Source organism: Frateuria sp. sgz306004, from assembly GCF_057750885.1.
The window spans coordinates 24191-44799 of sequence record NZ_JBYLFE010000009.1 but is presented as its reverse complement, the minus strand read 5'-3'; the positions used below and the strand labels follow the sequence as shown (position 1 = coordinate 44799).

Genomic DNA, 20609 nt, shown 5'->3' with positions numbered 1-20609 from the left:
GCGGGACTTCCGGCAACGGTAAAAGTGGCGAACACTTGCTAGGATCCTGGGTGCCGGCTTATGGCCGGCCACGAAGAAGTCTGGCTTCTACGACCCAGGAGATGTGCGCATGAGCGTTCCACCCGAGTCTGTCGTACCGCCCCCGTCGCAAGGCCCTGCCGAGCCTTCCGACCTGCCTTCCGCCGAAGAGCGGCAGTGGGCCTTGTTCGCTCATCTGTCCGCGCTGCTGGGCTGCATCCTTACCGGCGCCTGGTTTGGCTGGGGCTGTTTCCTGGGGCCGCTGGTGATCTGGCTGGTGAAGAAGGACACCATGCCCTTCGTCAACGACCAGGCCAAAGAAGCGCTCAATTTCAACATCACCATCGCCATCATTGGCGTGGCCCTGTTGCTGCTCACCGTGATCACGCTGGGCCTGGGTGTGCTGCTGGCCATTCCGATCGGGGTGGTGGTGGGCGTGGCCTGGCTGGTGCTCACCATCCTCGCGGCCATTCGCGCCAACGAGGGTGTGCGCTACCGCTACCCCTTCACCTTGCGGCTGATCAAGTAAGCGCGGCTTTTCGCGGGGCGGCAGCCACTGGTGCCGCCCCATGCACTGGAATCCGTTCACGATTTCCCACGTCGGCTACGCGAGTGGCGTAACCGCGCTCAGTGCAGGCCCACGTACGTGCGCTTGAAGCTCACCGGTTGCTGCAGGGTGGGGATTTTCCAGTTGCCCGTCACGACCATCTGCTTACCGTCCGGCGACAGCGTCCAGCTCTGAACCAGCTGGGTACCGTCAGCGTATTGGATGGCGACATCCATGCGCCCCGCTTCGATATGCCCGCGCACCATGGCGTTGCCGTTGAGCGACTGGTGGGTCTGGCCATCGAGCGTGGCGGTGAGGCGATCGCCATTGCCCAGGTGCACCTCGACCGTTTTGGCGTCCTGCTGCACCAGCAGCACCGAATCGGCGTCGAGGGTGGGAGGCAGCGGATAGTTGCCGGCATCGCTGCCTTTGTCGTCGCTGGTGGAGGCCATATTGCCATTGCCGCCATGGCGGCCGTGGCCGCCGCCACCGCCGCCCATGCCTCAGCCGTGGCCGCCCATGCCATCGCCACTGCCACCGCCACCACCACCACCCATGCCGCCCCGGTGACCGCCGCCGTTGCCCTGGTTGCCCGAGCTGCTGGCCTGGCTGGCACTGTCCTGTGAGTTCTGGGTGTTGGCCTGCTGCTCCTTGCGCGCTTCATCGCGCATGGCCGTCGTCACGCTGGCGCTGCTGTCGCTGTTGCGGTCATCCAGGCGCCAGGCGCCGCTGAAATCGGCGTTCTGCGGTGGCGTGGCGTGTGCGGACAGGGCCAGCAGGCCGGCCATCAAAGCGGAGGGGAGGGAACGGGGCATGGCGTACCGCGAGTGATCGGTGTGTCGATCACTCAACGTGTCAGCGGGGCGTGTGTTGACCGGCATTCCTGCGAACCCCGAAATGGAAGTCGGCGCGGGAGGCGCTTTTCAACAGACGAAGGGCCGCTTGTCCTGGGTCTTTGCGTTCAAGGGGCTAGAGGCGCTGGATGACCAGCCCCTCGGCTGTTGAAAGGCGCTTCCAGCGTTCGCTGGGATGACGATCCAATTCAGAGCACCGTTAGTGCGCGCGGGCGGCGGCGTAGCGCGCCAGTTCTTCCAGCAGGGCGCCGTGTTCGCCGAGCGGCGCGATGGCCTCCAGCGCATCGGCGGTGAGACGGGCCAGGCGTTCGCGCGAGGCCTCCATGCCGATGATCGAAGGGAAGGTGGGCTTGTCGGCGGCGGCATCCTTGCCGGCGGTCTTGCCGATCACGGCCGACTCGCCTTCCACGTCCAGAATGTCGTCGCGAACCTGGAAAGCCAGGCCCACGGCATGAGCGTAGCGATCCAGGGCGGCCAGGGCCGTATCGTCGGCGCCAGCGGCGAGGGCGCCCAGGCGCACCGATGCGCGGATGAGCGCGCCGGTCTTGCAGGCGTGCATGTGCTCCAGCTCATCCAGCGTGAGCTTGTGACCCACCGCGGCGAGGTCCAGCGCCTGGCCGCCAGCCATGCCCTCCGCGCCGCAGGCGCGGCCGAGCACGCGCAGCATTTCCACGCAGCGCGCAGGTGCCACGCCCAGTTCGACATCGTGCGCCAGCAGCTCGAAGGCCAGCGCCTGCAGGGCGTCGCCGGCGAGGATCGCCATGGCTTCGCCGAACACGATATGGCAGGTGGGGCGACCGCGACGCATGTCGTCGTCGTCCATGGCCGGCAGGTCGTCATGCACCAGCGAGTAGGCGTGGATCAGTTCCACCGCACACGCGGGCGCGTCCAGCAGCTGGCCGCTTTCGCCGAACGCGTGGCCCGCGGCGTACACCAGCAGGGGGCGCAAACGTTTGCCACCGCCCAACACGGCATAGCGCATGGCGCGATGCAACGCGACCGGGGATGCGTCTTCCGACGGCAGCGAGCGGGCGAGCGCCTGGTCGGCGCGGGCGATCAGTGACTTGAGGGCACTGCCCAGTTCAGCGTCTGTCTTCATAGTTCCAGTGCATCGTGCCGGGAGCCGTGGGCTCGCGGAGAAGACAGGCTCTCAGAGTTCGGGTTCAAATGGCTCGGCGGTATCCGGCGCCTCGGGGTCGAGCAGCAGCCGTACACGCAGTTCGGCGCTTTCCAGCGCCTGCTGGCAATGCCGATACAGGCCGATGCCGCGCTCGAAAGACGAGAGCGACTCGTCCAGGCTCAGCTCGCCACCTTCCATACGGGCTACCAGCTGTTCGAGTTCGTCCAGCGAATGCTCGAAATCAGCGGCAGGGGCAGGGGCGGGAGTGGACTTGGCCATGGCCCGCAAAACTAACGCAGGGGGCGTGTGGAATCAATCCGCACGGCGGCTCGCGACGTTCGCGCGAGCCCCTTTGGGCGTGTTTCAGTACGCCGGCTGCCACAGCGGGCGGGCTGCGCCGAGCAAGCTCAGCCCGCGCGCGGTAAACCAGCGATCGGCCACACCAATAAGCTCGTCGCCGGCATACAGCAGCGGGCACGCCAGGCGTCGCCAGGGCGGCATGCTGCCTTGCTGGAACAGGTCGCGCAGTTCGCGTGTATGGGCGTGGCCGTTGGGTCGCAGCTGCTCGCCGCCACGGCGCAGGCGCACGGTGAGTGGTTCGGCGAGCTGCCCGGGTGGGTCCAGGCGAAGGCTGCCGCCATCAGGCAGCGCCATTGGCTCGCCATGCCAGGCGGATTGCCATAGCGGATCAATCGATGGCTGCGGAGGCAGCGCCCACAGTCGCCCCTTCCAAACGTGCAGCTCGGCGCCAGGCCAGCGAATGCAGGGCAACTGGCCATCGCGTGCCTGACATTGGCGCTCGATCTGTTCCCGTTGAGCGGTCGTGGGCGCCGGCAAGCCGCGAGCGTGCAGCCAGTCGTCGAGCAAAGGGTGCCGCAGGGCGGGCGGCAAGGCGAGCCAGCCATCGCGATCGAGGCTGCCGGTGGTGGGGTCGAGCAGCTCGTGCTGCGCGGCGCGCCATTGTTGGGCGAGGGCATCGGCAGCGGCGCGGCTCAGGCTGGCAGCATGCACGATGGACTCCACCGCCTGGGGCCAGTGCTGGCTCAGGCGCGGCAGGATGTCGTGGCGGAGGAAGTTGCGTGACAGCCGATGATCGGCATTGGAGGGATCATCGATGCACGGCAAGCCGTGTCGATCGACGTGTTCGCGCAACCATTCGCGCGGTGCTTCCAGCAGTGGCCGCCACAGGGTGCCCCGGCCCAGTGGGCGTTGCGCGCGCATGCCGCCCAGGCCTTCCGGGCCGGCGCCGCGCAACAGTTTGAGCAGCACGGTTTCGGCCTGGTCATCGCGATGGTGACCCAGCAGCAGGTATTCGTGATCACACAGCGACAACGCAAAGGCGCGATAACGTGCCTCGCGGGCGGCGGCTTCCAGGCCGTAACCGCGCGCGTGATCCACCTCCACGCGCATCACCAGGCAGGGCACGTGCCACTCGGCCGCCAGTTGCCGGCAGTGCTCGGCCCAGGTGTGGCTGTCGGCATGCAGCCCGTGATCGATGTGCAAGGCGCGCAGGCCGCGTGCCTGCGCCTGGGGCAGCGTGGCGAGCGCATGCAGCAGCGCGGTGGAATCGGGGCCGCCGCTGTAGGCGACGCAGAGCGCGCCGGTGTCGTGCGCGCACAGCGAGCGCTGCAGCAGCTCGGTCAGTCTAGTCACGGGTGGTGGATTTCTTGGTCTTGTTGCGCACGTAGATCACTTTGGGGCGGCCTTCGCCAGGGCTGCGCCGATCCATTTCGAACAGCGTGGTGGCGGTGATCAATTCGCTGAGCTTGTTGTAGCCATAGCTGCGCGCGTCGAAGTTGGGGCGTTGCTTGGTGATGATGGAGCCCACACCACCCAGCGCCGCCCAGCCGTCGTCATCGGACGCGGCTTCCACCGCGTTGCGCAGCAAGTTCACCAGACTGGAGTCCTGCTTGAGTTGTGCGGCGGTACGAGGCACCAGCGGCTGTTCTTCGTCGGGCTTGGCGACCAGGATGTCGGTGTAGATGAACTTGTCGCAGGCAGCGACGAACGGATCGGGTGTCTTGCGTTCGCCGAAGCCGTAGACGATCAGGCCGGACTCGCGGATGCGCGCGGCCAGGCGGGTGAAGTCGCTGTCGCTGGACACAATGCAGAAGCCATCGAAGCGACCCGAATAGAGCAGATCCATCGCGTCGATGATCATCGCCGAGTCGGTGGCGTTCTTGCCGCTGGTGTAACCGAACTGCTGGATGGGCTGGATCGACTGCGTGAGCAGTTGTTCCTTCCAGCTCTTGAGATGGTTGCTGGTCCAGTCGCCGTAGGCGCGCTTGACGTGCGCGGTGCCGTACTTGGCGACTTCTGCCAATAGCGCTTCAGCCAGCGTCGGCTGCGCGTTGTCCGCGTCGATGAGCACGGCGAGCTTGGTGGCGTGATCGTTGGCCATGGCGCGGGATCCGGGCGAGGTTGCCGGGATGGTAGCGCGTGGCGCGTCGTGACGTGAGTGAAGGGCGGGGCAGCGGAAGCGCACCCGCCCGCGAGCGGGTTACTCGTTGTACGCGCCGTAGCCGCGCAGGCGCTTGTAACGCAGTTCCAGCAGGTCCTTCATGGGCAGTGCTTCCAACTCGTCGAGCTGGTTGAGCAGCACGGCCTTCAGGCGCACGGCCATGGAATGCGGGTTGCGATGGGCGCCGCCCAGCGGTTCGCGCACGACCTTGTCGATCAGGCCCAGTTCGAGCAGGCGCGGTGCGGTAAGGCCCAGTGCTTCGGCGGCGTCCTTGGCCTTGTCGGCGCTCTTCCACAGGATGGAGGCGCAGCCTTCGGGCGAAATCACCGAGTACGTGGAGTACTGCAACATGACAGTGCGGTCGCCCACGCCGATGGCGAGCGCGCCGCCGGAGCCGCCTTCGCCGATCACCGTGCACACGATGGGCGTTTTCAGGTCGGCCATTTCCAGCAGGTTGCGCGCAATGGCTTCGGACTGGCCGCGCTCTTCCGCGCCCACACCCGGATAGGCGCCTGGGGTATCGATAAGGGTGATCACCGGCAGGCCGAAACGTTCGGCCATCTTCATCAGGCGCAGCGCCTTGCGGTAACCCTCGGGGCGCGGCATGCCGAAGTTGCGGCGCACCTTGCCCTTGGTGTCGCGTGCCTTCTGGTGGCCGATGATCACGACCGAGCGGCCGTTGATACGGCCGACGCCGCCGACAATGGCGGCATCGTCGGCATAGGCGCGGTCGCCTGCCAGCTCATGGAACTCGTCGCACATCACGCTGATGTAGTCGAGCGTGTACGGGCGACCCGGATGGCGCGACAGCTGGGTGACCTGCCACGGCGTGAGGTTGCGGAAGATCTCGTTGGTCTTGAGCTTCAGCTTCTCACGCAGGCGGCCCACCTCTTCGTCGATGTTGAACGCCTGCCCGTGGCTGGCATGACGAAGCTCTTCAATCTTCGCGTCCAGCTCGGCGATGGGTTGTTCGAAATCGAGGAAGTTGGGATTCATTCGGTGCAGTTCATGACACGGAAGCGGCGCAGTATACCGGTCTGGAAAAAAACGCGGGAACGGGGGCGTATGGGTTTGTGCGGGTGGCTTCACAGGTCCGTCATTCTCGCGAAAGCGGAAATGAGGTCAGTCTTGGGCGGGCTAATCGCCGCGGGGGCGGTCGTCCGTCTTCACGATCTTGAGCTTGGCCGCCTCCACGCCAGGCAAGGCGCGAATGGCGCGCAGCAGCTCGGGGATGGCCTCCACGCGCCAATCCTCGCCCAGCTCCAGGTCGGCCTGGGCGGTCTGGTTGTGGTAGCCGTAGAGCACCACGCTGGCACGCCCGCCACGGTAACCGCTGAGGGTGCGGCGCAGGTCATCGATGAAGCCCGGGCCCACGCCATTCAGTTTTAAACGGAGCAGACGCGCAAAGCGGCGGCAGGCATCGCCCAGGCTGTAGGCACTGCGGGCGCGTAGCGCGAAGCCGCCGCCGGAGAAGTCGTCGATACGCAGGCCGCCTTCGACCACCAGCAAGGCGTCGCGGGTGAGCATGGGCGCGGCCTGTTGGTACAGCTCGCCGAAGAAGCTCACTTCGATGATGCCGGTGCCGTCTTCCAGGCGCACGAAGGCGTCACTGTCGCCGCGCTTGCGCACGGCGGTGACCATGCCGGCGACGGTCCACGGTGTGTCGGGGCCACGGCGGAAACGGTTGTCGTCGCCGTCGTTCTTGCGCGGCTTGGGCGGTTGGTAACGGTCGGCGATCTCACCCAGCGGGCAGGTGGACAGCTGCGCCAGTTCCTCGCGCCACGGATCGGTGGGGTGGCCAGACAGATAGTGGCCGAGCGTGTCGCGCTCACCCTGCAGCTTCTGCTCCAGCGGCCATTCGGGCACCACTGGCAAGTCCACGGCCACCACCGGCGCGGAGGCGCCCATCATGGCGCCGAACATGTCGTTCTGGCCGCTCTGCGCGTTGCGCAGGTGCTGCTCGGCCGCCTTCATGGCGTTGGGCAGCTGGGTCATTAGGCTGGCGCGGTTGGGCGCCAACGCATCCAGCGCGCCGGAAAGAATCAGCGCTTCGAGCACGCGACGGTTGAGCTTGCTCGAATCCACGCGACGGCAGAAATCGGCGAGGTCCTTGTACGCGCCGTGGCGCTGGCGTTCTTCGGCGATGGCTTCGCACGCGCCCTGACCAACGCCCTTGATGGCGCCCAGGCCATAGCGGATGACCTTGGGCTCCACCGCCACGAACATGAAGTCCGAGGCGTTGACGTCCGGCGGCAACACGGTAAGACCGATGGCCTTGGACTCTTCGATGAAGGTCACCGCCTTATCGGTGTTGTCCATGTCCGACGAAATCGTCGCGGCCATGAACTCGGCGGGGTAGTGCGTCTTGAGCCAGGCGGTCTGGTAGGAAACCAGCGCGTAGGCAGCGGCGTGCGACTTGTTGAAGCCGTAGCCGGCGAACTTCTCCATCAAATCGAAGATTTCGTCGGCCTTGTCGCCGGTAAGACCGTCCTTGGCGGCGCCCTCGCGGAACTTGGCGCGTTCCTTCGCCATTTCCTCGAGTTTCTTCTTGCCCATCGCGCGGCGCAGCAGGTCGGCGCCGCCGAGCGAGTAACCGCCCACGATCTGCGCCATCTGCATCACCTGCTCCTGATAGACCATGATGCCGTAGGTCTCTTTCAGGATCGGCTCGACGCGCGGGTCGGGGTAAACCACGTCCTCGCGGCCATGCTTACGCGCCACGAAGCTGGGGATGAGGTCCATCGGGCCGGGGCGATACAGCGCCACGAGCGCGATGATGTCCTCGAAGCGGTCGGGCTTGGCGTCCTTGAGCATGCGCTGCATGCCCGAGGATTCGAGCTGGAACACGGCCACCGTTTGGGCGCGCTTGAGCAGCTCGTAGGTTTCCACGTCATCGGTGGGGATGGCCGCGATGTCGAGCGCGTCTTCACCACTGACGGCGCGGCGCGCGTTGATGGCCTTCACTGCCCAATCGATGATGGTGAGCGTGCGCAGGCCGAGGAAGTCGAACTTCACCAGGCCGACGGCTTCCACGTCGTCCTTGTCGTATTGCGTGACCACGCCGGCGCCACCCGGTTCGCAATACAGCGGCGCGAACTCGGTCAGTGGCTGCGGGCCAATCACCACGCCACCGGCGTGCTTGCCCACGCCACGCGTGAGGCTCTCCAGGCTCAGCGCCAGGTCGATCAGCGTGCGCGCTTCTTCGTCCTGGTCGTAGAGGTCGCAGAAATCCTTGACGATGCGGTCGGGCTCTTTCTTGGCCTTTTCCGAGCGGCCGAGCGCGCACTGCAGGGTGAGGTCGAGCGGGCGCGCCGGGATCAGCTTGGCGATCCGGTCCACCGCGTTGTAGCCCATGCCGAGCACGCGACCGGAGTCGCGCAGCACGGCCTTCGCGGCCATGGAGCCGTAGGTGATGATCTGGCTGACGTGATCGCGCCCGTACTTGCGCGCCACGTAGTCGATCACCTCGTCTCGGCGATCCATGCAGAAGTCGATGTCGAAGTCGGGCATCGACACGCGTTCGGGGTTGAGGAAGCGCTCGAACAGCAGGTCGAACTGGATCGGGTCCAGGTCGGTGATCTTCAGCACCCACGCCACCAGCGAACCGGCGCCCGAACCGCGCCCCGGGCCGACGGGGATGCCGTTCTGCTTACCCCAGTTGATGAAGTCCGCCACGATCAGGAAGTAGCCGGGGAAGCCCATCTTGATGATGACGTCCAGCTCGCGCTCCAGGCGCGTTTCGTACTCCTCCTGCGTGCGGCCGGGCGCTACGCCGGCGAACGCCAGGCGCTCCTTCAGGCCCTCGCGGGAAAGCTCGCGGATGTAGCTGGCCAGGTCGTGCCCTTCCGGCACCGGGAAGTCGGGCAGGTAGTAGGTGCCAAAGCTCAGCTCCAGCGTGCAGCGCTTGGCGAGCTCGAGGGTGTTTTCCAGCGCTTCGGGCAGGTCGGCGAACAGCTCGGCCATGTCCTCGGGCGACTTGAGGTATTGCTGGTCGCTGTAGTCGCGCGGGCGCTTGGGGTCGGCCAGCACGCGGCCCTGGTTGATGCATACGCGTGCTTCGTGCGACTCGAAGTGCTCCTGCTTCAGGAAGCGCACGTCGTTGCTGGCGAGCACCGGCAGGTTCAGCTCGGCGCCCAGCGCGAGCGCGGCGGCGTTCCAGTTTTCCTCGCCTTCGCGCCCGGTGCGGGTGAGCTCCAGGTACAGGCGGTCGCTCATCTGCTGGGCAAACGGGCGCAGGCGTGCAACGGCGGCATCCACACCCTGGTTCACGGCGATGCGGCCGGCTTCGCTTTCGCGGCCGATCATGGCGATCAGGCCCTGCGTCGCCTGCGGCGTGAGCCAGGCCATGTCGACCATGGCGCGACCGCTGTGCTGGCCGTCGCGCCAGGCGCGCGATACCAGGCGCGACAGGTTGAGGTAACCCTCGCGGTTCTGGCAGAACAGGGTGAGGCGCCAGGGGCGCGGGTCGTCCGGTGCGCTGATCCACAGATCGCAGCCGCCGATCGGCTTGATGCCGGCCGCACTGCAGGCCTTGTAGAACTTGACCAGCGCGAACATGTTGCTGTCGTCCGTAAGCGCCACCGCCGGTACGCCCAGGCGCACACATGCTTCGACCAGCGCCTTGATGCGGATGGTCGAATCAACCAGCGAGTATTCGCTGTGCAGATGGAGGTGGGCGAAGCGGACGGACATGGCGCACGCGCAGGATGGGGGCTCAGCCTACCGGTGCGGCCGGGTACGGGCAAGAATTGACAGGGGCCCAAAGCCCGTTTCTGCCGCGTCGCAGCGCGATGTGCGCCACCCTTGGGCGTGTCGGCGCAGATCGCACGGAGGACTTCCGGCAGGTTGCGGTTGGCTGCCAGGGCTGGCATGGTCGGGGACTTTCTACGCTTACACGGTGGCGGCTTTCGCTGCCTGGGACTCGCCGATGTCACTGCTCCGCTCGCTGTTCACCGTCAAACCGATCGAGGCGACGCTGAACGCCAACGACAACCTGCGCCGCACACTGGGCCTCAAGGACCTGATCGTGCTTGGCGTGGGTGCGGTGATTGGCGCGGGTATCTTCGTGATCACCGGCCAGGCAGCGGCCGAGCATGCCGGCCCGGCGCTCACTATCTCCTTTGTGCTGGCGGGTCTGGCGGCGGCGCTGGCGGCGCTCAGCTATGCGGAATTTGCCGCCATGCTGCCGGTATCGGGCAGCGCCTATGTCTACGCCTACGCCACCTTTGGCGAGCTGCTGGCCTGGTTCATCGGCTGGAACGTGGTGGCCGAATACCTGCTGGCGGTGTCCTCCGTGGCGGTGGGTTGGTCCGGCTACGGTGTGGGCCTGCTGCACAGCCTGGGCATCCATGTGCCGGCCGCGCTGGCCAACGCGCCCCTGAGCTTCAAAGACGGCCACTTCGTGACAACGGGCGCCCTGTTGAACCTGCCGGCGCTGTTGGTGGTAGGGGCGATCACCGCGTTGCTCTACGCGGGGACGCGTCAGTCCACCTGGTTCGCCAGCGTGGTGGTGGTGCTCAAGGTGCTGGTGGTGATCTTGTTCGTGGTGTTTGGCCTGCAATACATCGATACGTCGCTGTGGCACCCCTACGTGCCGCCCAGCCAGGGCGGCGATCACTACGGCTGGAGCGGGGTGTTCCGCGCGGCCACCAGCGTGTTCTACGCCTACATCGGCTTCGATGCGGTGGCGACCGCCGCCCAGGAGACGCGCAACCCGCAGCAGAACGTGCCGGCCGGCATCCTGATCTCGCTGGCGATCTGCACGGTGCTATACATCATCGTGGCGGCGGTGCTCACCGGCCTAGTGCCATATCCCCAGCTCGCCACGGCCGAGCCGGTGGCGACCGCATTGGCGGCCCATCCGCCGCTGGCGTGGCTGAAGCTGCTCACCCAGATTGGTGCAGTGGCAGGCCTCACCTCGGTAATCCTGGTGATGCATATGGGCCTGGCACGCATCCTCTACAGCATGTCGGGCGATGGCCTGCTGCCGCGCGTGTTCGGCGCTGTACACGAACGTTTCCGCACGCCGCATCGCTCGACCTTGCTGGTCGGTCTGGTGGGTGGCCTGCTGGCGGCCCTGTTCCCACTGAGCCTGTTAGGCGATTTGCTTTCCATGGGCACGCTGCTGGCCTTTGCCACGGTGTGCGTGGGTGTACTGGTGCTGCGCCGCACGCGTCCGGATTTGCCGCGCGGTTTTCGCGTTCCCGCCGCACCGGTGGTGTGCTCGCTGGGCGTGATCGTGTGTCTGTTCCTGCTGGCGCAGATGAACGCGGCCAATTGGCTGCTGCTGGCCGGCTGGACCGCGCTTGGCATGCTCATTTATCTGAGCTACGGCTTCAGGCACAGCGAGCTGCGCAAGCGCTCGTAAGCGGCGGCGGGCGCATGGCCCGGTCGCCGCCCGTGCCGCTAGCGTCAGGAAATGTGAAAGCGTTCGTCGCTGGCGGCGCTGTCGATGTAGTGATCCAGGCCCTGTACCCGCAACGGGTGCAGGTTGTAGTCCACGTGCCGGCTTTCAGCGGCCGCGATGGAGGCGATCTCGTCGGGCGTGAGCGCCGAAGAGGGCGTTACGTTCAGATGGGCGCCATTGGATGGCGCGCTGGTTGGGCGGTTGGGGAACGTCATGACACGGCTCCTGCGTTGGGATGCGCGTAGGGGTCTCTCATCACCGTGCGGCCGCAGCCACCCGGTGGCCTGTGCGTCCGTGCATGGAGGGAAGTGCACCGCGCCGCTGGAGAGGGCGTATCGGTTAAGTTGGCGTGGGCGCTTGGCGGCCCGGCGTCTTCGCTTCCAGTATCCGTTGAGATGCAGCAATGGATCGAAAGGTTGCCTTAGTGAAGGCGCCATTTGGCGCCTTCAAAGACCCATGCCCAGGCATGGGGCCCGACTGTATCGGGGCCGTGTCGCAGGTCACGGCTTTCCGTGAGTCGAACGTATTCTAACTCCGTGACATGCGAGTGACGTGGGTCATTGGGCATGGCTTTCGCGGCGTGCGCTGGCCTTGCAGTTGCATGCGCGGTGCGACTCATGGCAGGTGATATGGACGTCTATATCACCCTTTCGAGGCTCAGAACAGGACGCCCTGATCCACCAGTAGCTTCACTGGCGCAAAGCTGCGCCGGTGCTGAGGGCAGGGGCCCAGGCGCTTGAGTGCCGCCAAGTGGGCAGGCGTGCCGTAGCCCTTGTGCTCGGCGAAGCCATAGCCTGGGTGCTCGCGATCCAGCGCCACCATCCAGCGGTCGCGGGTTACCTTGGCAAGAATGGAGGCCGCGCTGATGGCTGGCTCCAGCGCATCGCCCCCAATGATGGCGCGGCCAGGCACGGCCAGCTCGCGCGGCAGCGCATTGCCGTCGATCCAGGCTTCCTGCGCGGCAGGCGTAAGGCCGGCCAGCGCGCGGCACATGCCGGTCATGGTGGCCTGGTAGATGTTGATGCGATCGATCTCGTCGGGCATCACCATCACGATGCAATGCGCCAGTGCGTTCTCGATGATCTGCGGATAGAGCGCCTCGCGACGCGCTTCGGTGAGCTTCTTGGAGTCGTTGAGGCCGGCGATGGGGCGCGCGGGATCGAGAATGACTGCCGCCACGCTCACCGGGCCCGCAAGAGGGCCACGACCAGCTTCGTCCACGCCGGCGATCAAGTGGGACGACGATGAAGCGATGTTGCTAGACGCGGCAACGCGCGATACGCGAGGTTTAGCGGCCACCGGCGTCCACCAGTTCACCCACGGCCTGTGCGGCGAGGTCGCCGGCTTCGCCATCGAGGTTGCCGCGCAGGGCCTGATGCAGGTGTTCGAAGGCTGCGACGATGGCACCGCGACGCTCGCTATCCTGGAACAGTGCGAGGGTGGCGTCGGCGAGCTTGTCGACGGTGAAATCGTCCTGCATCAGTTCCGGCACCAGCAGCGCATCCGCACCCATGCCGCTGGCGCGAGCCAGGATGTTGGGTAGTGAATAGACGTCCGTCTTGAGCATGTTGAAAGCGCGCGCAATGCGGTAGCTGATGGGCGATACGCGGTAGCCCACCACCATCGGGCGCTTGGCCAGCATCGCTTCCAGGGCGGCCGTGCCGGAGGCCAGCAGCACGACGTCCGCCGCGAGCATCGCCTCATGCGCGTGCCCGTCCAACAACTGTGGCGCATGGGGTGCCGACGCGTCACCGATCAGGCCTTGCAGGCTGGCGCGCACGCGTTCGTTGGCGGCCGGAATGATGATGCGCAGGCCGGGCAGTGCGGCGGCGACTTTCTTGGCGGCGTCGATAAAGGTGCGGCCCAGCATGCTGATCTCGGACGCGCGACTGCCCGGCAGCACGGCCAGCACCGGTACGTCGTGCGGCAACTGCAGATCATCGCGCGCGGCGGCGCGGTCCGACACCAGGGCAAACCGATCGGCCAGCGGATGACCGACGAAGCGCGCGTCGACCTGATGGCGTGCGTAGATCGCCGGCTCCATGGGGAACAGGCACAGCACACGGTCGGCGCTTCGGCCGATCTTCTCTGCGCGTTTCTCGCGCCATGCCCACACTGACGGGCTGACGTAGTGCACCGTGCGCAGGCCCGCGGCGCGCAGGCGCTGTTCCACGCCGAGATTGAAGTCAGGCGCATCGATGCCCACCACTACGGCAGGCTTGGCGCCGATCAGGCGGGCCACCAGCTCCTTGCGCAGGCGCAGCAGGCGCGGCAGATGCGACACCACTTCGGCAAAACCGAACAGCGAGAGCTCTTTGATGTCGTACCAGGAGTCGAAACCCTGGGCCTTCATGCGCGCGCCGCCGATGCCTACGAAACGCGCATCGGGATAACGGCGATGGAGGGCTGCGATCAAGTCGGCGCCAAGTTGGTCGCCGGAATCCTCACCCGCGATGATCGCAATAAGGGGAGCCGGATGGGCGTTATCAGTGGGAGTCATGGCGTATCAACCAGAAACAAAATCGAACCCCCATGCCTGACGCGCCGGCATGAGCGTGGCCCATGCCGGCGACGTCGTTCAACGCGCCAGCGAGCGTTCGCTGCGATCGAGGAATTCGAGCATGGCGCGCACGTCTTCGCTGTTCTCCGCCTGTGAGCTGAGCTGCTCGCGGGCATCGGCCAACGTGAGGCCGGCCATGTACAGCGTGCGATAGGCGCGCTTGATGGCGGAGATGCGCGTGGCATCGAAACCACGGCGCTTGAGGCCTTCGCTGTTGATGCCGCGCGGGCGACCACGCTGGTCGTTGGCCATCATCACGAAGGGCGGCACGTCGGAGCCGAGCAGGCAACCCATGCCGATAAAGGCATGCGCGCCCACCTTGCAGAACTGATGCGCACCCGAGAAGCCGGCCATCACGACCCAGTCACCCACTTCCACATGGCCTGCCAGTGCGGAGTAGTTGGAGAACACGGTGTTGTTGCCGATCTGGCAGTCGTGAGCCACATGCACGTAGGCGAGCAGCCAGTTGTCGTTGCCGATGCGGGTGGCGCCGCCGCCATCACCGGTGCCACGGTTGATGGTGACGAACTCACGAATCTGGTTGCGATCGCCGATGATCAGCTCGGTGCGTTCGCCCTGGAACTTTTTATCCTGCGGCGCACCGCCCAGGGAGGCGAACTGGCTGATGCGGTTGTCCCGCCCGATACGGGTCGGGCCCTCGATCACCACGTGCGGGCCGATCACCGTGCCTTCGCCGATATGCACGTCGGCGCCAATCACACTAAAGGCGCCGATGCTGACGTTGTCGCCGATAACGGCGGAGGGATCGATCTGCGCGGTGGGATGGATCATTTGTCGGACCTCGCGGCGCACATCAGTTCGCAGCTGGCCACTTCCTTGCCGTCCACCACGGTGCGCGCCTCGAACAGGCCCATGCTGCGCAGAAGGCGCTTGAGCGACACCTCAAGGCGCAACTGATCGCCCGGCACCACCGGCGCGCTGAAACGCGCATTGTCCACCTTGGCGAGGTAGAACAGCGGGCTGCCGGTGGAGCCCTTGAGTCGGCTGGAAATCTGCGTGAGCAGGCCGGCCGCCTGGGCCATGGCCTCCACGATCAGCACGCCCGGCATCACCGGGTGGCCGGGGAAGTGGCCCTGGAAGAACGGCTCGTTGATGGTGACGTTCTTGATCGCCACCACGCTCTTGTCGGGTACCAACTCCACGACGCGATCGACCAGCAGGAACGGGTAGCGATGCGGCAGCAGTTGCTGGATCTGTTCCACATTCACCGGGAGGTGGAAGGGCACGGTGAGGTCACTCATTGTTGCTGTCCTTCTCCAGCGCCGAGAGGCGGCGCGCGTATTCGTCGAGATGTTTGAAGCGGGCCGCATTGCGACGCCACAGGCGGTTTTCCTGCAGCGGGACGCCCGAAGAATATTCACCCGGCTCGCGTATCGAGTGCGTGACCAGGCTCTTGGCCGTAATGGTAACCCGGTCGGCCACTTCCAGATGCCCCAGCACGCCGGCATTGCCGCCGATCATGCAATAGCGACCGATCTTGGCACTGCCGGCCACGGCCGCACAGCCAGCCAGGGCGGTATGGGCGCCGATATAGACGTTGTGGGCGATCTGGATCTGGTTGTCCAGGCGGACATCCTCTTCCAATACGGTGTCATCCAGCGCGCCACGGTCGATGGTGGTATTGGCGCCGATCTCGCAATCGTTGCCGATGCGCACACCGCCCAGTTGGGGCAGCTTGATCCAGTGGTCGCGGTCAAAGGCCAGCCCAAAGCCGTCCGAACCGATCACCGCACCCGGATGCACCAGCACCCGCTTGCCTAAGGTGACCCGGATCACCAGGGTGACGCGCGCCACCAGGCGGCTGTGCGCGCCGACGGTGCAATCCGTGCCGATGATGCAATGGGGGCCGAGGATGGCGCCGTCTTCCACCACTGCACCGTCCTCGATCACGCAGCCCGGGCCAATGCTGGCGGTGGCGGCGACGCGCGCGGTCGGTGCCACGACGGCGCTGGGATGAACGCCTTGCGGCGCGGCCGGCAGGCGCTCGAACAGAGCGGCGATCTTGGCGTAGGCAACATAGGGATCGCGGGCTACCAGCGCGTCGACTGGGCTGTCGGCGGTGTTCTCCTCGCGCATCACGACCACGCCTGCGCGTGTACTGGCCAGCTGCGAGGCGTATTTGCTGTTGGAGAGAAAGCTCAACTGGCTGGGGCTTGCGCCGGCCAGCGTGCCGACGCCGTCGATGACGCGCGCGCCATCGCCCTGGAACGTCAGGCCATAACGTTCGGCCAGTTCAGCCACGGTAATAGTGAAAAAGCTCATGCGTGGGCTCCCTGCAATCCGTCCATTGTAGGGGTTGGGCCCGCTTATGGGGCACGGTTGCCGCCATGCATGGCGGCATTAGGGATGCTCTGATTTTTATCGTCATCCCAGCGAGTGCTGGAAGTGCCTTTCAACAGCCGAAGGGCTGGTCATCCAGTGCGTGTAAATCTTTGAACGTAAAGGCGCTGGATGACCAGCCCTTCGGCTGTTAAAGAGCACCTCCTGCTTCCGCAGGAATGACGGCCAAAAAGTCGATGAATCAGACCTTCCTTGGGCGGCAGAAACGAAAAGAGCGCGGGGCAACCGCGCTCTTTTCGGTGTACGCAAGCGAGGCCTTCAGCTCATTAGAACTGGCTGCCGAAGGTGAACTGAATGCGCTCCTCGTAGTGACCGTCGTCCTGCTGGGTGCGCAGCGGCACCGCGAAGTTGATGATCAGCGGGCCGATCGGTGCCTGCCAGTGCAGCGACAAGCCGGTAGACACGCGCAGCGTCTTGGCGGTGAAGCTCTGGTAGTCCTGGTACACGTTGCCGACGTCCACGAACCACGACACGCGAGCGGTGTTGATGTCCTTGAGGAACGGTAGCGGCAGGTACAGCTCGGCCGTTCCCAGCACCTTGAACGCACCGCCCACCGGTTGCGCGTAGCTGTAGTAACTGCCTGCGCACGTGCCATCCGGCAGCGGCTGGATCGGCTTGCCGTTGGCGTCGGTACCGGTACACAGGCGCGGGCCCAGGGTGTTGTCCTGGAAGCCGCGGACGTCGCGCACACCACCCGAGTAGTAGTTTTCCCAGAACGGGAAAGTCACCGTGTCACCGGCCTTGTAGGTGGTGCCACCGTCGTTGGCGAAGGTCTGCCCGTAGGTCTTGCCGTAGCCGACCTGGCCGTCGAGGTACAACACAAAGCCCTTGCCGATCGGCCAGTAATGGTTGGCCTCGCCGAAGATCTTGTAATACTGCACGGTGGAGCCCGGCAGCGCAATATCGGTCGATAGCGAGATCAAGCCGCCGCGGGTCGGTGCCCAATAGCCGTTTCGGGTGTCGTGCTGCCAGCCGATGGTGGCATCCCAGGTATGGACGGTCTTGTGGCCCAGCGCATCCTGGTAGTCGATCAGCACCTGCGGCGAGAGCTGCTGTGTGATCACCTGGCCTGTGGTCGAGTCGATGTACTGATAGTTGAGGTTGATCTTGTTGCTGCTCAGACCCAGGCCGGTACGGACGCTGTCCGTCTCCGAGATCGGGAAGCTGAGGTAGCTCGAGAACGACTTCATCGAGCTCTCGTAGTTCACCAAGTCGCTGTTGGTGTCACCGTAGTTGCTCTTGGTGTAGCTCGCCGAGTAACCGATACCCACACCGCTGTCGGTCAGGTAGGGGTTGAAGTAGTTGGCGCTGATGTTGGTGGAGTAGTCGCTGCGCGAAGCACCCACCGAGAAGCTGTCACCGGTGCCCAGGAAGTTGTTCTGCGACACCGAGGCGGACAGGATGATGCCCGAGTATTGCGAGTAGCCCACGCCAAACATCAGGCTGCCGGCGGACTGTTCTTCCACCTTCACGGTCAGGTCGACCTGATCCTCGGTGCCGGGCACCAACGCCTTGTCGATGTTGACGGTCTTGAAGTAGCCCAGGCGCTGCAGACGGATCTTGGAGCGGTCGATCGCCGGCTGCGAGAACCAGCTGCCTTCCAGCTGGCGCATTTCGCGGCGCATCACGTCGTCTTCCGTGCGTGTGTTGCCCTGGAAGATCACGCGGCGCACGTACACGCGCTTGCCCGGCTCGATGTAGAGCGTAAGGTCGACGGTGCGCTTGTCTTTGTCCAGCTTCGGCACCGGCGTGACCTTGGCAAAGGCGTAGCCGATGCTGGCCAGGATGCTCTTGATGGAGTTGGTGCTGGCCTCGATCGCCTTGCGATTGAAGGTGTCGCCCTGCTTGACGTACACGAGCTGCTTGAGCGACTCCTCCGGCAGGATGAGTTCGCCGAGCAGGTGCACGTCGGAGATGGTGTAGATGTCGCCTTCCTTGACGCTGGCGGCGATGTACATGGCGCGCTTGTCCGGCGCGATGGTCACCTGGGTGGAGTCCACGCCGAAGTCGGCGTAGCCGCGATCCATGTAGTAGGACTGCAGCTTTTCCAAGTCGCCGCTGAGCTTTTCGCGCGAGTACTGGTCGTCCTTGGAATACCAGGACATCCAGTTCGACGTATCCGACTCGAAGCCCTTGCGGATCTCCTTGTCGGTAAACGCCTTGTTACCGACGATGTTGATTTCTTTGATCTTGGCGACCTTGCCTTCGCGGATTTCGATGTCGATGGCGACGCGATTGCGATCAAGGTTGGTTACGTGCGGCTCGACCGACACGTTGTACTTGCCGCGGTTGTAGTACTGGCGCACCAGTTCCTGCTGCACGCGATCCAGCGACAGGCGGTCGAAGGTTTCACCCTCCGACAGGCCGATCTCCTTCAGGCCCTTGCGCAGGTCATCTTCCTTGATGTCCTTGTTGCCGCGGATGTTGAGCTTGGCGATGGACGGGCGCTCCACCACCTTGATGACCAGAATGTCTCCCTCGCGATCGATCTGCACGTCGCTGAAGAACTTGGTTTGGTAGAGGGCACGGATAGCGCGCTGGGCACCATCGTTGGTCAGGCGGTCACCCTTGCCCATGGGCAGGTAGTTGAGGACCGTACCGGCGGAAATGCGGCTGAGGCCATCGATACGGATGTCGGAGATGACGAACGGATCGAACGCAAGTGCATTGGCGGACAGGGAGGCAAGCAGGATCAGGGCGGCGATACGCTTCATCGTCGATTCCGTTGGTTTTATTCCGATGAGGCGGCCGAAACCGCCCCGATCAATAGGTGAAGCCGGTACGAGCCCAGCTTCGAGAAAGTGCTTGCATCTTCCCCAGATGCGACGGGCAACCCAGCGCCAGTGTCCGGACGGAATCCGGGCACGCTACACCCCCCGAAGGCAGCGCGGCGTTCGGCAATATCCGCGCGCGTCACGAGGGGAGGAAGCGATGTATGTCGTTGTAGAAAGCCAACCCCATCAACGTGAACAGCAACACCAGACCGACATACTGACCGGCCATCATGACGCGTTCGCTGACAGGGCTGCCCTTGACCAACTCAATAAGGTAATACAGCAGCCAACCGCCGTCCAAGACAGGAATGGGCATAAGGTTGAGGATGGCCAGGCTCAGCGACACCATGGCGAGGAAGCTGAGGAACCAGCCCGGCCCCATGCTGGCCGACACATTGGCGACCTGTGCAATGCCGATCACACCCGAAAGGTTCTTGGTGGAAGCCTGTCCGGTGACCATCTTCCCGATCATGTTGAAGGTGTTGGCTGCGCTGGTCCAGGTGGTATCCAGCGATGCGCCGATGGCCTTGAGCGGCCCGTAGCGCAGCACGGCCTGCTCCCGTTCGGTCGCGGTCACGCCAATCACCCAGGTGGTGGGCTGGCCTTCCAACGACTCGTTGCGCGCGGTGATGGAGAGGGGCAGCGTCTGTTGCCCGCGCTGTACCACGATGGCGAGCGTCGGCGACTTGGCCGCTTCCAGGGGTACCAGTTTCTGGAAGGCTTCGTAGCTGTCCACGGGCTGGCCGTTCACGCTGACAATGCGGTCGCCGCCCTGCATATGACCGAACGAGGCGGGCTTGCCTGGCAGAACGGTGCCGATCACCGGCGGCATGGAGGCCAGCTTCAGGCCCAGCTTGTCGAAGTATTGGTCAATCGGTAGCCCGGCGGGCAGCTGGTCGAGCGGCAGGGTGACCGTGCGCTCGGCACCGTCGGTGCCGCGCACGCCCAGCGGAAGCGGTTCGCGCCCCAGCAAGCCGTTCGCCACCGCGTCCATGGAGTCGCTCCAGGTCGACACCGCATGGCCATCCACGCTCAGGATGCGGTCACCGTTACGGATGCCTGCCTCGGCCGCCATGCTCTGCGGCGCGGCAGCCACAAGGGGAGCAACGTCCGGTTTGCCGATGAGGAACATCAGCCAGAACGCCACCAGGGTGAAGATCAGATTGAACCCGGGGCCGGCAGCCACAATGGCAATGCGCTGCCACACCGGCTTGGCGGTGAACTCCTGCCCTGCCAGTGCAGGGTCCACGTCGCCTTCGCGGGCGTCGAGCATCTTTACGTAGCCGCCCAATGGAATCATGGCGACCTGGTACTCCGTGCCGTCACGCCCCACGCGTTTCCAGATGGCCTTGCCGAAGCCGACCGAAAAACGCAGCACTTTGACGCCGCAGCGTCGTGCGACCCAGTAGTGACCGAATTCGTGAAAGGTCACCAGCACGCCGAGCGTGACGAGTAACCAGAACACGGAGCCGAAGATAGGATTCATCTGCAAGAGCTTATCAGGCTTG

General features: G+C 65.1%; 18 protein-coding genes. 2 read left to right on the top strand and 16 right to left on the bottom strand.

Annotation, left to right across the window (positions count from 1 at the left end; genetic code table 11):
- The first annotated feature begins 109 nt into the window (after positions 1-109).
- Positions 110-547 carry a DUF4870 domain-containing protein gene (locus tag AC3G2C_RS17715; protein WP_488385967.1) on the top strand — a complete coding sequence of 146 codons (438 nt, stop codon included), beginning with the start codon at positions 110-112 and terminating at the stop codon, positions 545-547.
- Between the two features lie 98 nt (positions 548-645).
- Here the strand turns inward: AC3G2C_RS17715 and AC3G2C_RS17710 are convergent, their stop codons facing one another.
- The 8 genes from AC3G2C_RS17710 to dnaE form a co-directional block, all read right to left on the bottom strand.
- The gene (locus AC3G2C_RS17710; protein WP_488385966.1) at positions 646-1065 is read right to left on the bottom strand and encodes a hypothetical protein; all 420 of its coding nucleotides are present in this window, start codon (positions 1063-1065) and stop codon (positions 646-648) included.
- Between the two features lie 3 nt (positions 1066-1068).
- The gene (locus AC3G2C_RS17705) at positions 1069-1380 is read right to left on the bottom strand and encodes a hypothetical protein (RefSeq protein ID WP_488385965.1); all 312 of its coding nucleotides are present in this window, start codon (positions 1378-1380) and stop codon (positions 1069-1071) included.
- Positions 1381-1618: 238 nt separating this feature from the next.
- A complete protein-coding gene (gene ispA / locus AC3G2C_RS17700; protein WP_488385964.1) occupies positions 1619-2518 on the bottom strand; it encodes a (2E,6E)-farnesyl diphosphate synthase in 900 nt (299 codons plus the stop codon).
- Between the two features lie 51 nt (positions 2519-2569).
- Positions 2570-2818, bottom strand: a complete 249-nt coding sequence (locus AC3G2C_RS17695; protein ID WP_488385963.1) for an exodeoxyribonuclease VII small subunit — start codon at positions 2816-2818, stop codon at positions 2570-2572.
- A gap of 84 nt (positions 2819-2902) precedes the next feature.
- A complete protein-coding gene (tilS, locus tag AC3G2C_RS17690; RefSeq protein WP_488385962.1) occupies positions 2903-4192 on the bottom strand; it encodes a tRNA lysidine(34) synthetase TilS in 1290 nt (429 codons plus the stop codon).
- Positions 4185-4940: an NYN domain-containing protein gene (locus tag AC3G2C_RS17685; RefSeq protein WP_488385961.1), complete on the bottom strand. Its 756-nt coding sequence runs from the start codon at positions 4938-4940 to the stop codon at positions 4185-4187. Before AC3G2C_RS17685 ends, tilS begins: the two co-directional genes overlap by 8 nt.
- A gap of 99 nt (positions 4941-5039) precedes the next feature.
- Entirely contained in the window at positions 5040-5996 is a 957-nt protein-coding gene (locus tag AC3G2C_RS17680; RefSeq protein WP_488385960.1) for an acetyl-CoA carboxylase carboxyltransferase subunit alpha, read from the bottom strand.
- A gap of 141 nt (positions 5997-6137) precedes the next feature.
- On the bottom strand, positions 6138-9692 hold the full coding sequence (dnaE, locus tag AC3G2C_RS17675) for a DNA polymerase III subunit alpha (RefSeq protein WP_488385959.1): 3555 nt from the start codon (positions 9690-9692) through the stop codon (positions 6138-6140).
- Positions 9693-9927: 235 nt separating this feature from the next.
- Here dnaE and AC3G2C_RS17670 point away from each other — a divergent pair, with 235 nt between their 5' ends.
- A complete protein-coding gene (locus AC3G2C_RS17670) occupies positions 9928-11367 on the top strand; it encodes an amino acid permease (RefSeq protein ID WP_488385958.1) in 1440 nt (479 codons plus the stop codon).
- 44 nt (positions 11368-11411) lie between these two features.
- Here the strand turns inward: AC3G2C_RS17670 and AC3G2C_RS17665 are convergent, their stop codons facing one another.
- The 8 genes from AC3G2C_RS17665 to rseP form a co-directional block, all read right to left on the bottom strand.
- Positions 11412-11621, bottom strand: coding sequence for a hypothetical protein (locus tag AC3G2C_RS17665; protein WP_488385957.1), 210 nt, complete (start codon positions 11619-11621; stop codon positions 11412-11414).
- A gap of 442 nt (positions 11622-12063) precedes the next feature.
- A complete protein-coding gene (gene rnhB, locus AC3G2C_RS17660; RefSeq protein WP_488385956.1) occupies positions 12064-12759 on the bottom strand; it encodes a ribonuclease HII in 696 nt (231 codons plus the stop codon).
- Positions 12695-13906 (bottom strand): lipid-A-disaccharide synthase, encoded by a 1212-nt coding sequence (gene lpxB, locus AC3G2C_RS17655; protein ID WP_488385955.1) that lies wholly within the window; start codon positions 13904-13906, stop codon positions 12695-12697. Before lpxB ends, rnhB begins: the two co-directional genes overlap by 65 nt.
- A gap of 78 nt (positions 13907-13984) precedes the next feature.
- The gene (gene lpxA / locus AC3G2C_RS17650; protein WP_488385954.1) at positions 13985-14758 is read right to left on the bottom strand and encodes an acyl-ACP--UDP-N-acetylglucosamine O-acyltransferase; all 774 of its coding nucleotides are present in this window, start codon (positions 14756-14758) and stop codon (positions 13985-13987) included.
- Positions 14755-15228 carry a 3-hydroxyacyl-ACP dehydratase FabZ gene (fabZ, locus tag AC3G2C_RS17645; RefSeq protein ID WP_488385953.1) on the bottom strand — a complete coding sequence of 158 codons (474 nt, stop codon included), beginning with the start codon at positions 15226-15228 and terminating at the stop codon, positions 14755-14757. Before fabZ ends, lpxA begins: the two co-directional genes overlap by 4 nt.
- Positions 15221-16249 (bottom strand): UDP-3-O-(3-hydroxymyristoyl)glucosamine N-acyltransferase, encoded by a 1029-nt coding sequence (gene lpxD / locus AC3G2C_RS17640; RefSeq protein WP_488385952.1) that lies wholly within the window; start codon positions 16247-16249, stop codon positions 15221-15223. The genes fabZ and lpxD overlap by 8 nt, the downstream gene beginning before the upstream one ends.
- Before the next feature lie 344 nt (positions 16250-16593).
- On the bottom strand, positions 16594-19041 hold the full coding sequence (gene bamA, locus AC3G2C_RS17635; protein WP_488385951.1) for an outer membrane protein assembly factor BamA: 2448 nt from the start codon (positions 19039-19041) through the stop codon (positions 16594-16596).
- A 199-nt stretch (positions 19042-19240) separates the two neighbouring features.
- Positions 19241-20587 (bottom strand): RIP metalloprotease RseP, encoded by a 1347-nt coding sequence (gene rseP / locus AC3G2C_RS17630; RefSeq protein WP_488385950.1) that lies wholly within the window; start codon positions 20585-20587, stop codon positions 19241-19243.
- Between the last annotated feature and the right edge of the window lie 22 nt (positions 20588-20609).